Origin of the sequence: Enterococcus sp. 7E2_DIV0204, from assembly GCF_002140855.1 — a bacterium.
Classification (GTDB): domain Bacteria; phylum Bacillota; class Bacilli; order Lactobacillales; family Enterococcaceae; genus Enterococcus_L; species Enterococcus_L lemimoniae.
In genome coordinates this window covers 96,959-110,781 of the sequence record NZ_NGKY01000003.1, presented here as the reverse complement: position 1 = coordinate 110,781, position 13,823 = coordinate 96,959, and the positions used below count along the sequence as shown (strand labels likewise).

The window sequence follows — 13,823 nt, the reverse complement described above, 5'->3', positions numbered from 1 at the left end:
TAGTTATTAATCAAAGAGAAGTTTTTTTAACTAAAAAAGAGTCTGATTTATTCTCTTTTTTATACAAAAATAAGAATAATACAGTCTTTTATGACAAAATTACGAGTGCCATTTGGCCTCAAAACAATAAGATTAAAAATTATATAATAGCTAATTTAGTCTTTCATTTAAGAGAGAAAATTAAAGAAAGCAGGGAACTAGAACTTGTAACAGTACGAGGTAGGGGTTATATGTTACGTGATAAGTAAAGCTAGAATTATTAAAAAGGAGCTGTTTTTTATGAAAAGACTAGATTAATGTTGGAAAGGAAGATAAAAATGAAAGGTATAAAAATTAGCTATTTACTTTTAATTTGTTTTGTCGCCGCCAGTATATATTTTTGCGCCGGAACATTTACAATCAATGCAGAAGAGGCTAGCTTGCATACCAACGTGAATTCAGCTACAACAAATACAAGTAATATTAATAATGCTGGATTAAAAGATAATGAACTTTCAAAAGATTCATCGAAAATAGTATCACAGACGATTCAACAAAATAAAATCGATTCCGTTAACTATGCACTTGCTGATAATGGGATTGGTATATTTGCAAAAAATATAGCGAAAACGATGTCAGATATTCAAGGATATAACGGAGACATAGATGCAATTAAGCAAATGGTTCTCAAAGATACGGGTGCAAAAGCGTATGGTTTGTCAGGTGGTTCTATAGTCGATGTGACAGATAGTATTCAATTGTCTGACCTAAATGGACTTGATAAGGTTAACTCTAATGACTTAAAGGAATTCCATTTAACATTGACGGTACCAGCGAGTATATCTGGAACGGGTGCTGAGCTAAATAGGGAGATTATCATTTATGTCGGAAACGTTGCAAAAGTAAACAATTGGAGTCAGTTAGATACTGCTTTAATGAGTGGAACTGTAACAATTATTGATGTGCAATCATCTATGACGAATACGGCACCGAATACCAATATCGTTAATAGGACTTTTGCAGATAGCCGTCCAAATTACTTGTTACTAGGAAATGGTTATTCATTAGATTTTCTAGGATATGCCTACAGATGGGGAACGAATACCTCTATAGTCCATAAAGCAATTATTGATAATGTAGATATGTACGGAAGTCATGCGTATGGACCACTAACAATGTGGGATCGAAATGCTTATGGATCCAGTATTACATATCGTAATGTAAACTACACTGGGTCACAAGTAACCGCTGCTTTTCAAGCTACATTATATTTTGAGGGGAAAAATAACATTAAGTCTCAAGGAACACAATACATTTCTTACGATGGTGCTGTCAGATCAATTCCGGGTAACCACTCTAATCAAGCCGGTTTAGAAGCACACACTGCAATTTTTCTTCCAAATTCTAATACAGTCATAGAAACGACTCAAGGCGATGGTCTGATTTTGGGAAGTTACTATTCTGATTATGATACAGTAGCTACAATACAGCCGTCATTGACATTAGAGGAGAATGCTGTATTAACAATTCGTACCTTAGGTAGCTCAGGAGAAACAAACTCCTGGGGGACTGCAGGGGGAAACGTTCCATCAGTTATCAGTGTGCAAAGAAATGGGAAGATTGATGTTGGGGAAAATGCTAATCTTAACGTTGAAACAGCTGAAGGTACGACACGTGTGCCTGTCAGACTAGGTTATAGTCGAGCGACATCGAATTGGACTACAAGCATTAATCTGGGCGATGGAAGTAATTTTAATGTAAATATTAATGGTCCCATTAGTAACACAGGTTCACGTGGAGGATTCATGTTGCAGCAAAGTTCAGAGATTAATGTTGGAAATAACGCAGTAATGAGTATAAATGCCAAACAAATGACGACAGGTGCTCCTGTTATTTCTATGGGGCAAAATGCTAAACTTGATGTTTCACAAAAAGGAAGTCTTGTATTAAATAAAAACGGTGGAACGGGACGAATGCTAGATCTTTCAATAGGAGCACAGTTTAATGTTCATGACCAAGGTGTGACTAAGTTTACGTCTACTAATGAAGATACATCAACATCTTCGCTGATTTATGGAGGTAGTGGCTCCTCTTTTATTATAGGAGAAAAAGGAATATTTGAGGTTTTGATAAAGGATGGTAGCGGAGTACGGAATATGTTGGAATTCGGAAGCAGTGCGATCTTTAATTTTGCAAATGCTAAAAAAATTGATTTAGATTCTCGCGGGAACATTAACGTAAATTTAATTAATATGTCGAACCCAGGTACGTTTATCGCAGATATACAAAAAGTTTCTGCTTGGAGTAAAGTAGATAGTAGTCAGGTTATGCCAACTTTCCAATGGACACCAATGTATGGGGTGACAATCCAATACAATGGAACCACAACAACGAACGTTTCTGGAAATAGTATTACGAATATTATGGAGAAAAATTTTATAGATAATTATAGAACAGAAAACTTTTCAAGGGTCGTGTATGACTATATTCCCGATGTTATTGTGGAACTTGATGCGCCAAGTGATAATAAAGCCTTGGTTGATGGTCAAAAATTAATCGGAACAGCAAATAAAAATTCATCTTTGAACTTTTACTTAGTTACCGATGAAAGTAATTCAAGTTCCGATGTGTTATTAACTCCAAGCACGATAGATTCTCCAGTAGAAGATGATGCACGCAAGTTTAATGCAGTGGCAAATGATGAAGGTAAGTTTTCTTTCGATTTACCAAATGACGTAACCTTAGAAGCTGGACAAAAGATTAAGGCATATGCTTGGTTAAATGGTAAAGAAAGTTATGATATCCAAACTGTTATGGATAAGACGCCTCCTGAAGGTGAATCTGTCAATTACGAAGTAGCATTAAATGACCCAACACCAACACCAGATAAATTTGTGAAAAATCCAAAAGACTCAAATCCAAAACAACAAAATTTTACCTACGTCTTTGATACAGAAACACCGCAAACTACAGTTGATGGATTCATGAGCCAAATTGGTAAACATATCATAAAAATAGGTTTATCTGATGAAGCTGGAAATACTACAACCATTGTTTCGACTATGACAGTTAACGAAAAAAAACAATCAGTAGTAGGATCTGATTTTGAGGCATCTTATGTAGATATTCGAAATCTACCAGAAACAGAATTAAAAAATTATATCCTACAGCATAGTAAGCCAGATGCTTTTAAACTAGCGAACGGTACTAAAACAGACTTGACTCAATTTGTCACGGTAACGGACTTTGGCGGCTTAAATAATGTGAGCCAACTCCAACCAAAAGCCTACACTGTAACATTAGCAGTAAAAGCAGCTGATTCAGGATTACCGACAGACATCACAACAACGATCCAAGTAACCGTTGTGGATGTTGATGCCGTATTATCTGTTGAATTCTTAAATGAAGTAAACCAAGTGTTACCTGGGTATACCGTTAAATTAAATACCCAAGTCGGAGACACGATTGACTTAACAAAAGAAGAAAGTGTTACCACACAACTTACGAATCTAACGAAAGCCGGGTATGATATTGCCGAACGACCAGCAAATGAAACTACAGTGAAGATTAATAATACTGCACTAACGGTTCAATACAAATTGCAAGGCGTATTGAGTTTGACCTCGGTACCAAGTGCTTTAGACTTTGGCTCGCTTGCTTATAACGCAACAACCAAACGAGTAGAAGACCCAGAATTTGATAAACAACTAGTTGTTACAGATACTCGGGCAGATGCTGCCAATGGTTGGCGTTTGACGGCTACGCTGACAACACCGATGAAAAACGGCAGCGGCCAAGAATTAGTCAATGCTTTACGCTATGTTACAGATGGTAAGGAAACGATTTTAAATACGAATGCACAAGTCGTTTATACCAATAGTAAGGGCACTGCAGGTAGCTTTGATGTTAGTGACAGTTGGGGCAAAACGGCCAATACTGACGGGATAAAATTACAAATCAATTCATCTGATACAGTGTATACAGGAGATTATGTCGGCGTAATTACGTGGAAAGTCATGGCCGGACAACCATAAAGGAGAGTGGAAAATGAAATATAAAACAACAAAATTAATCGTCTGCTCTCTGATTGTGTTGCTAAGCATGTTCGTTTATTCAAATAGTTCAAGTACGTTCTAGTACGAAGGTTAAAATTTAAATAATTTCTCATTTAGTCATTCAATTTAAAGAAGAAATCAAAGGAAGCCATGAGCTAGAATATATAATTTTTGGAGGTAGAGGATACATGTTACGTAATGAGAAAAGCTAAATAAATCATGGAAAGAGGGGAAGAAATAATATGAATAAACTTTATAAATCATTATTTTCAGTGTTGATTTTAGTTATAACATCATATTTTTGTACTACTGTAATGTATGGAGCTGAACCTCAATGGTCGACAGCAAAATTTGAAGTTTTTAATGCTGGCTATACTGCATATATGGGATTACCTGAAAGTGAGGGAGGAAAAATTCCAATAGTTACACAATCTACCGGATTTAAATGGCAAGCATTGCAGGTTTCACAAATTGGTAACAACAAAATATATATTTTGTCTTATGAAGAGGATCCTGGTAGACTACTATATGCTTTAGATAAGGATACTCCAGTCGCAAAATATTTGACTGAAGATCAAGCGAGAGATTTAAGTAAATTACCTTCGGATTTTCTATGGAAAATTAGTATAGATGGGAATGATTTTGGAGCTAATTATGGAACAATTACAAATGTTAAGTATAATGTAGGGCTAAGCACTTTCAAGGGTGGTGTGTATATTAGACCAAACGAGTATATTCCACCAATTAGTCATGTTAGATTACTTAGTATGTTTGAAGGTGCTTCATACGCTGGAAGACGGATATCTTACAGAAATGAAGAACCGAACGCTGAAGTCATATTTTTGGACATGAATATTACCACGTATCCATCAAAAATTAATATAGGTTCTAGTTTTAAAATCAACGGTAATGTTAAAGTTCCTGTAACAAATTCATCGATAGTAAATATATCTGCAGAAATAGAAACTGAGGAAGGATTAAAAAATGTAGCAGAAATAACTAAAAATGCTAATAATACACTATCAAATTTTGAATTAGATATTAACACAAAAAATCTAAAGCTATTACCTGAGAAAACGTATAAGCTTAATGTTACTGCTAAATGGGGGCAGTTGAGTTCAAAGCGAACGGTTCAATTAGTTACTAACAAGGATACAGAAGCACCTAAAGGCATAGGGAAACTTCAAATTATTAATTTAGGTGATAAAAATTTTATTGCAAATGAAACTGACTACACAAAGTTTTTACAAGAATACAGTGACAATGTAACGTCGACAGAAAAATTGAAGGTTTATTTAGCCCCAAATCAAGATTTAGAAAGTTTAGTTAGAAACGTTGGGGTATCTAAGTTTTATGTAGCTATTGCTGATGAAGCTGGAAATGTAGGTAATATAGAAGTTCCTCTATTCATAAAAGATGATAAGGTTGTTTTTTCAAGCCAAAATAATTTTGCATTGAGAAGTAATGATATTTATATAAATTCGCTAAATTATCATCAAATAGAGACTGAATTATCAAATTTTGTTCGAAGTAAATCAGAAGTAAAGTTATGGAAATTACTGCCAAATCAGCAAGGGAGTCTTCTAGATTCGAATTTAGTAAATATTAACATTACGAACTTGCCAGATAAACAAATAATTCCCAAGAGTGGAGATTATATAGTACCAGCTACTTACAATGTTACTGGAAGTACAGTAACTAAAAATATAAAAGTTTCTATCGCGGATACACCATCAGTTTTAAATGTACAATTTATTAATGAAGCAAATCAAGTTCTTCAAGGCTATTCTGTTATTATAAACACCAAAGTGGGAGATACATTAAATTTGACTAGAAATACGGCTGTTCAAACGCAATTAAGAAAAATTACGAATGCTGGGTATGAGATTGCCAAACGACCAGCCAATGAAACAGCAGTGAATATTAATAATACTACACTAACGGTTCAATACAAACTACAAGGTGTATTGAGTTTGACCTCGGTACCAAGCTCAATAGATTTTGGTTCTTTAACTTATAATGCAACAACTAAACGAGTAGAAGACCCAGTAATTGATAAACATTTAATCGTGACAGATACTCGGGCAGATGTTGCCAATGGGTGGGGTTTAACTGCTACTTTAACAACGCCGATGAAAAACGGTAACGGTCAAGAATTAGTCAATGCCTTACGTTATGTTACAGGTGGAAAAGAAATAATTTTAAATAACAATGCGCAAGTTGTTTATATCAATAGTAAGGGCACTGCAGGGAGCTTAGATGTTAGTGACAATTGGGGGAAAACCGCAAATACTGACGGGATCAAATTACAAATTAATTCATCTGATACAGTGTATACAGGAAATTATGTTGGAGTAATTACGTGGAAAGTCATGGCTGGACAACCATAAAGGAGAGTGGAGAATGAAACATAAAATAACGAAATTAATCGTCTGTTTTTTGGTTGTTTTGCTAGGAATCTTTAGTTACTCAATTGGTGCAAGTGCCAATGAAGGAACAGGTGGCCAGGTCAATCGAGGTGGTAAGATTTCGTTTTACGAAGAATCGACCGAACCAACCGATTCATCTACCAGTACTGAACCAAGTTCACAGAAACCGACAACACCAAGTGCAACAGCGAAACCAGCTGGAAAAAATCTTCCCAGTACGGGTGAGCTGCTGAAACACTACGGCATTTTTGGCATAGGTATATTATTCTTATTGGCGCTGCTTCTCTTTTTACGAAAACGTAGAAAGGGGGAGCAAAAATGAAGTTAACACAAATCGGTATCTGGTCGCTAGCAATTGCCAGTTTGGTTCTAGCCAGCGAAACAGGCATCATTGCCCAAGCTGCCCCTGAAACGCTTGATCAATCAGGCTCGGTTAGTATCAAGGGAAGTGTGGTGACAAATCCTGTTGACCCTGAAAATCCAGGGAATGTTGTTGATCCAGGGGATAGTCCTTCAACCGAAGGCCCCCTTCGTATTGACTACGTTTCTGCTCTTGATTTTGGTGAAAGTAAAATTTCTAAAAATGGACGGACCTATCATGCGCTTGCGCAGCAGTTTTTTGGTGAAACAGGCCCTAGAGGCAGTTACATTCAAATTACAGATCAACAAGCAGAATCGTCTGGCTGGACGTTACAAGTCAAACAAAACTATCAGTTTACCAATCCCATCATTCAAGAAACGGGTGAGCAGGATTTAAAAGGTTCGGTTCTTTCTTTAGATAAAGGATGGGCCAATTCAAGCGGTACTAGTGAAGCCCCAACCGTGATGAGAGAAACGATTGCGTTAAATTCAATTGGTTCAGCATACGAAGTCGCAATTGCCAGAGCAGGCAGCGGTAAAGGCGTTTGGACCATTGCTTTTGGCGCATCGGATACGAATTCTAGCGATCAACCTGTAACACTGACACCTGTAGTAAATCAAGCAGGAAAACCAGTGATAGACAGTATTTATAGTAAACCAGTGTATAGCAATTCAGCAATCACACTAAGTATACCGGAAGCAACGAAGATTCATCCGGTAGAATACCAAACGGAGATAACTTGGATATTAGCCAAGTTGCCTTAATAAAAAACAAAAAAACAATTAGGAGGAACAGCAATATGAAAGCAAGAAGTCTTTGTGCATCAACATTAGTAGCGATTTTAGGAGTAACGGTTTTAGGAGTGGCAACACCAGCATACGCAGCGCCAACTGAACTAACTTCAGCAGGTAACGTAACAGTTCAAGAAGGAACCGCAGGTGGTACCGATACCCCAACAGTTGACCCTGAGAGACCAGGTGAAGTCATTCCGCCAACTACACCAGGTGTTACGCCTAATCCTGATGCGGGATCATTGATGATTGAGAAAACAACTGCTTTAAATTTTGGCACTATTACTACTTCTGCGAATGTAGTTAATGCATATGCGGCACCAATATCGTTTACAAATACGGCTGGTACGGCTCAAACACGTGGCGCTTTTGTTCAATGGGCAGATGTTCGTGCAGGTGGAAAATATGGATATACTATCACAGCTCAAATGACAAGGCAATTTACTTCTGGAACGAATGTTCTCACTGGTTCTACGATCGATTTCAGTAATGGAACAATTGCCGCTCAGGGAGATAATACAAATACGATTCCATCAAATGTGCAAACGGCTTTTCAATTAACTGCTGCAGAAAATGATGCTAAAACAATTGTTACTGCAGGAAGAGAGCAAAGAGAAGGTAAAGGTCGTTATACAATGGGATTTGGTAGAGGTACAGGAGAGAATCCAACAGCAGCTAATTCTGTAAAATTAACAGTACCAGCTACGACCGCTGCAAATATGTCAGTAGGTGACTATGCAGCCACGATTACTTGGAAAATTACTGCTACCCCAGAACCAGAAACAACGCCAGAAACAACGCCAGAAACAACGCCATAGAATTTTGATTTATACAGGGCAATACGTTCTTTTATTGCCCTGCGTACATAGAAAAAATATTTTAGAATAGAAGGGGTCTGTGATGAAATCACATATAGTTTTAACTAAACAATATCTAAGTATCTTTTTTAGTGTAATGGTTACTTGCTGTTTCTTTTTGCAAGCAGTTCCTGGTTATACGAAAGACGTTAGTCCAGCAGGAGCAACAGGATTCACATATAGTATTAATTATCCAGATAATCAAGTGGATAAAGAGTTGGGATATTACAAATTAAAAATGATCTCGGGGCAGAAGCAACAATTAGAGATTGCGCTAAGTAATCCTAGTGATGAAAAAGTAACAATTGATGTGAAAATAAATGGGGCAAAAACAAATCAAAACGGTGTTATTGAGTATGGTGATTCGACAATTAAAAGTGATCCATCCTTAAAATTTGATTTTATGGATATAGTGAAAGCACCAGAATCTGTAGAACTTGCACCAGGAGAAACCAAAAACGTAGAGCTGATGGTAGAAATGCCAGAAACAGGTTATGATGGTGTCATTGCTGGAGGTATTCAGTTAATGCGTGCTGGACAAGCAGATAAGCAGAATGATGGTAGTGGATCTATGGTTATCAATCAATATGCGTATGTTATTGCGATGCTTTTACAAGAAACAGATACAAAGGTTACTCCAGACTTGTCTCTCAATAGCGTTCAAGCTGGACAAACCAATTACCGCAATACTATTTTTGTTAACTTTTCTAATGTGATGGCGGCTTACCTGGATAACATGACTGTAGAAGTACAACTAACTCAGAAGGGAAAAGAGACAGTATTATACGAGCGTAAACAAACTGCGATGCGTATGGCGCCAAATTCTTTTATTGATTTTCCTATCAGTATGAATGGGGAACGTATGGTACCAGGGGACTATGAGGCTAATATTCTGGTGACTTCAGGAGAAAAAAAATGGTCTTGGAAAGAAAGCTTTAAAATAACGAATGAAGATGCTAATAAGTTTAATGAACGTGATGTAGGGTTAGTTCAAGAAAAAAAAGTAGACTGGCGTTTGATTCTTTTATTGGTGGTAGCTTTTCTTTTGATTATTTTAACTATTTTTTATGTTCTTCGTTTTCTTAGGAAAAAGAAAAAGTCAAAAGAAAGTGCAATGAAAAAGTCACGTAAAAAAAGAAAAAAGAAGATACAAATCAATAAATAGAAACAAAGAATTAATTGAGTATAGGAGCTGAAGAAAGTGTCTATCGTAGATTGGATTTATATTATAGGTATTGCTCTAACAATCGTTCTATTTCTAGGATTCGCCTATTTTTTGGTCCAAATCTTACGAATACAAAAACAAATTCATAGATTACCGTCAAGACGAATCAAAAATAAGAAAAAAAGAAATATAATAGCACGAAAACGTGCAAATTTTATGCATATGAGGAAACGAAGTCTAGGGTATTGCCTATCTTTATTTTTAGGGACGGGACTGTTTTGTGGAGCTATTATATATTTTTCATACTACCAAGCAATGAATTTGACAACAGGCGATTCGGATTCAGTTGTCAAAGGTTACTATCTTCTTCGCGATTTTGAACAACAAGTTACTGTGGCCAAAGAAAAAGGGGATGATGAAGAAAAGATACAAAAAGATATTAGGTATCTTGCTACTGCTATGGCTAGTTATGGCACCAAGACAGCAAGTACGTCTAATTCACAGGAAGGTCAATTGATACTAAATCGCTATTATAATGCAATTAAGCAAATGGGAATGAATGCTAGTACACAGACTAAAAATTTTTATGGCAATAGTGTTATTAGTGACAGTTTCTTAGAAGATATCAAAAAAGTACAGTCGTATGAAAAAGCAACATTTGTATACTACAAAGTTGATGAATCAGCGTTTTCTAAGGAGAAGTAAGCGGAGTGAGAAGTAATGAAAGACCAACCGATATTAGACTCACGGAAAAAAGACAAAAATTAAAGATACAAGCAACAAAAGTTCAAAAGGAGAAAAAAACAAAGAATAATTCCTCGGTTGAATCATCTCTTAAAAAAGCAAAAAGTCGTTTTGTGTGGGGATCAAAACCTAAGCGATCAAGGCAAAGAATCAATGAGCAGATAAAACTTTTATTTGTGGCATTAGTTTTGGGCAGTATCTTAGTAATGGGATTGAGTCTTCTTTTTTTCCGTGTGTTAACGGTAAATGGATACAGTATGGTTCCGACATTACGTGAAAAAGATAATATACTGATTCAAAAAAATAGTAGTTTCCGTCGTTTTGATATAGTTGCTTTTACTTTTGGCGATAGAAACCCTCAAATTCGACGAATAATAGGACTCCCCAGTGAGACAATAACCTATAAACAAGATACGCTATTTGTAAATGAACAGCTCGTAGACGAGAAAGTCTTGATTGATTCTATTAATGAAAGTCAAAAAAACGGGCGCAATTACACTGAAGATTTTGAGCAGAAAGTCCACATCCCAGAGGGGTATTATTTTGTGTTAGGAGATAATCGACCCTATGCGACAGACAGTCGTCATTATGGTTTAATAGCGAAAGAGCGTTTACTTGGTAAAGTTATCATGCAACTATCGCCCTTAAGGGAATTTAAAAATTTTTAAAGTTTAGATATCAAATATAGTAGTAAAAATAAAGATGAAAATAGGGGGTAAAATGAAAAATAAAATAATTTCGAGACAGTCAAAAATAGGTGTTATAGGATTAGGTTATGTAGGGTTGCCCCTAGCTATGGAATTTGCTAACTGCGGTTTTAACGTTATAGGTTTTGATACGAATAGTGACAAAATAAAATCACTAAATAATGGTAAATCTCATATTGATGATATTCCAGATACTATGCTTAAAAAAAATATTACAGAAAAGAATTTTTTTGCTACTACAAATTTTGAAGAAATAAGCAAGATAGATGCGGTTAGTATTTGTGTGCCGACACCGTTAAATGTTAGTCAGGAACCCGATATTAGTAATTTGTTGTTTTCAGCAAAAACTGTTGGCTTGTTTATGAAAAAACCACTATTAATTACCTTAGAAAGTACAACATATCCTGGATGTACAAGAGAAATATTCTATGATTATTTTGAGTCAATAAATAAAAGAATTGATAAAGATTACTTTTTGTGCTTCTCTCCAGAAAGAATAGATCCTGGAAATTCAGTTTTTAAAACGAATAATATACCAAAAGTAATAGGTGGGATTTCAGCTGAAAGCACGAAGTTAGGAAAATTACTGTATGAAGCAATTATTAATTCTATCGTTCCAGTCAGTTCGTTAGAAACAGCTGAAATGAGTAAATTACTAGAAAATACTTTCCGAAGCGTAAATATAGCCTTTGTAAACGAAATGTCTTTAATGTGTGATCGCTTGGGTATAAATATCTGGGAGGTTATTGATGCGGCATCCACAAAACCTTTTGGGTTTCTTCCATTTTATCCAGGTTCTGGGGTGGGAGGACATTGTATCCCGTTAGATCCGATGTATTTATATTGGAAGGGAAAACAAAGGAACTTTTTTAATAAATTTATAGAACTGTCACAATCAATAAATATGAATATGCCGTATTATGTTGTTGATAAAATTATGGATAAACTAAACACGATTGGAAAGTCATTAAAAAATTCACGGATACTGTTAGTTGGGATATCGTATAAGGCAGATATAGGAGATATTAGAGAGTCACCTACATTAAATATATTTGAAATTCTTAAAGAAAAACAAGCAGATATTAGTTTGATAGATCCGCATGTAAATCATTTTAAAGACAAAAAAGGGAATTTGGTAAATGTAATTAGCAACAATAAATGTAACTTTCAGGAGTATGACTGTGTTGTTATTTTGACTAAACATTCTAGTATAGAATATAAAGAGCTTAAAAAAGATAGTAATCTTATAGTAGATATGTGTAATACTTTTGTCTAAAGTTATTAAAAGGAGATTACTATGGATAGAAAAAAGAAATTAGAACATTTGTTTTTATCATCTATTACATTTGTATTGTGTATAGTACTTATTGGATTAATTGGATATTGGCGCAATGGAAGTATGGCGAAAACTTTCAGTATTTATGGTTGGTGTATGGTAACATACCTTATTATAAAAACATGTCTATCTCTTTTTTATAAAGTGGATGAGAATATTCCTCCAGAATTATCAGTTACAGTTGTTATACCTGTTTACAATGAATCAAAAGAAGCGCTAGTTGTTTTATTGAAAAGTCTTTCCAAACAAAGTTATCCAGTAAAAGAAATTTTCATTGTAGATGATGGCAGTGAGAACTATGTCCTTGATGGGGTTGTTAATGAGATGAGAAAAATATCTGATAATGAATTTATTAACAAAATTAAATTTGGGAAATTAGATACAAATAGAGGAAAAAGGTATGCTCAGGCTTATGCTTTTACCAGGAGTAGTGGTGAAATTTTTTTTACTATGGACTCAGATGGTGAAATTTTTCCTAATACGTTATACGAGTTAATGAGACCCTTTAAAAGACAATCAGTTCAAGCAGTTACTGGTCATATAAATGCTAGGAATAGAAAAAACTCTTTACTGTCGTATTTGTTGGACATGCGATATGATAATGCTTTCCGAGTAGAAAGAGCATCACAATCTGTAACGGGTAACATTCTAGTGTGTTCTGGACCTATTAGCTGTTATAGAAGAGATGTAATCATGGTAAATTTGAAGAGATATTTGAATCAAACTGTATTAGGTACACCAACTGATGTAGGGGATGATCGATGTCTTACAAATTATGCAAATGAAAGAGGTAAGACTGTATATCAAGAGACTGCTAAGTGTGTTACTGATGTTCCAGAAAAAATCCATATTTTTTTGAAACAACAAGTGAGGTGGAGTAAATCTTTTTTTAGAGAAAGTTTTATTTCAATGAAGTTAATCAAGAAAAAACCAATTATTTTTATCTGGTCATTTGTAGAATTATTACTTTGGGTAATATTTTTATGTGCTATGTTTTATAATGTAGTATGGCATTTTAAAGATTTAAAAGCAGTGGATTGGCTATTCTTTTTAGTACTGGCTTGTATATCGGCTTATGCAAGAAATGTACACTATCTTTTTAAACATCCGCTGTGTTACTTTTTAGCCCCATTATATGGTTTTTTACATTTTTTTACAATTCACGGGGTGAGGCTGTATGCTTTAGCAACTTTAAAAGTTAATAATTGGGGAACAAGAAAATAATAGTAGCTAACTTGTTTGTAAAATTTATTGGCATTTTAGATATACCAGTTTTAAAATACGCTATGCAGATTTTTATATTGTGTTGGATAGAGGAAAAATAAATTTCAAGGTGAAAATTATTTTATAAGTTTTTTACTTTTTTAATGGAAAAAATTTAAGGAGATAAACAAATGAC

11 protein-coding genes are annotated in these 13,823 nt (G+C 35.0%); all 11 read left to right on the top strand.

Translation table 11 applies throughout. From position 1 onward, the window contains the following. A partial coding sequence (locus A5819_RS17590) for a helix-turn-helix domain-containing protein (RefSeq protein ID WP_176271500.1) occupies positions 1-248 on the top strand: 248 nt, incomplete at its 5' end. A gap of 69 nt (positions 249-317) precedes the next feature. Further along, positions 318-4,013, top strand: coding sequence for a pectate lyase-like adhesive domain-containing protein (locus A5819_RS17585; protein ID WP_086353079.1), 3,696 nt, complete (start codon positions 318-320; stop codon positions 4,011-4,013). A 263-nt stretch (positions 4,014-4,276) separates the two neighbouring features. After that, entirely contained in the window at positions 4,277-6,424 is a 2,148-nt protein-coding gene (locus A5819_RS17580; RefSeq protein ID WP_086353078.1) for a WxL domain-containing protein, read from the top strand. 13 nt (positions 6,425-6,437) lie between these two features. Beyond that, positions 6,438-6,785 (top strand): LPXTG cell wall anchor domain-containing protein, encoded by a 348-nt coding sequence (locus A5819_RS17575; protein WP_086282089.1) that lies wholly within the window; start codon positions 6,438-6,440, stop codon positions 6,783-6,785. After that, complete coding sequence (locus A5819_RS17570) at positions 6,782-7,588, top strand: WxL domain-containing protein (protein ID WP_086282090.1); 807 nt, start codon at positions 6,782-6,784, stop codon at positions 7,586-7,588. The genes A5819_RS17575 and A5819_RS17570 overlap by 4 nt, the downstream gene beginning before the upstream one ends. 35 nt (positions 7,589-7,623) lie before the next feature. Further along, a complete protein-coding gene (locus A5819_RS17565; RefSeq protein ID WP_086282093.1) occupies positions 7,624-8,433 on the top strand; it encodes a WxL domain-containing protein in 810 nt (269 codons plus the stop codon). Positions 8,434-8,515: 82 nt separating this feature from the next. Then, positions 8,516-9,637 (top strand): DUF916 and DUF3324 domain-containing protein, encoded by a 1,122-nt coding sequence (locus A5819_RS17560; protein WP_086282095.1) that lies wholly within the window; start codon positions 8,516-8,518, stop codon positions 9,635-9,637. Between the two features lie 36 nt (positions 9,638-9,673). Continuing rightward, positions 9,674-10,342, top strand: a complete 669-nt coding sequence (locus A5819_RS17555) for a hypothetical protein (protein WP_086282096.1) — start codon at positions 9,674-9,676, stop codon at positions 10,340-10,342. Positions 10,343-10,347: 5 nt separating this feature from the next. After that, complete coding sequence (gene lepB / locus A5819_RS17550) at positions 10,348-11,049, top strand: signal peptidase I (RefSeq protein ID WP_254907334.1); 702 nt, start codon at positions 10,348-10,350, stop codon at positions 11,047-11,049. A 52-nt stretch (positions 11,050-11,101) separates the two neighbouring features. After that, positions 11,102-12,364, top strand: coding sequence for a nucleotide sugar dehydrogenase (locus tag A5819_RS17545; RefSeq protein ID WP_217808609.1), 1,263 nt, complete (start codon positions 11,102-11,104; stop codon positions 12,362-12,364). A 21-nt stretch (positions 12,365-12,385) separates the two neighbouring features. Next, positions 12,386-13,648: a glycosyltransferase gene (locus A5819_RS17540; protein WP_086353077.1), complete on the top strand. Its 1,263-nt coding sequence runs from the start codon at positions 12,386-12,388 to the stop codon at positions 13,646-13,648. Positions 13,649-13,823: the final 175 nt, after the last annotated feature.

Bases quoted from the DNA above. Each gene is read 5' to 3' on its own strand.
- A5819_RS17585 (WP_086353079.1), top strand. From the start codon at position 318: ATGAAAGGTATAAAAATTAGCTATTTACTTTTAATTTGTTTTGTCGCC.
- A5819_RS17575 (WP_086282089.1), top strand. From the start codon at position 6,438: ATGAAACATAAAATAACGAAATTAATCGTCTGTTTTTTGGTTGTTTTG.
- A5819_RS17580 (WP_086353078.1), top strand. From the start codon at position 4,277: ATGAATAAACTTTATAAATCATTATTTTCAGTGTTGATTTTAGTTATA.
- A5819_RS17570 (WP_086282090.1), top strand. From the start codon at position 6,782: ATGAAGTTAACACAAATCGGTATCTGGTCGCTAGCAATTGCCAGTTTG.
- A5819_RS17540 (WP_086353077.1), top strand. From the start codon at position 12,386: ATGGATAGAAAAAAGAAATTAGAACATTTGTTTTTATCATCTATTACA.
- A5819_RS17545 (WP_217808609.1), top strand. From the start codon at position 11,102: ATGAAAAATAAAATAATTTCGAGACAGTCAAAAATAGGTGTTATAGGA.
- A5819_RS17560 (WP_086282095.1), top strand. From the start codon at position 8,516: ATGAAATCACATATAGTTTTAACTAAACAATATCTAAGTATCTTTTTT.
- A5819_RS17565 (WP_086282093.1), top strand. From the start codon at position 7,624: ATGAAAGCAAGAAGTCTTTGTGCATCAACATTAGTAGCGATTTTAGGA.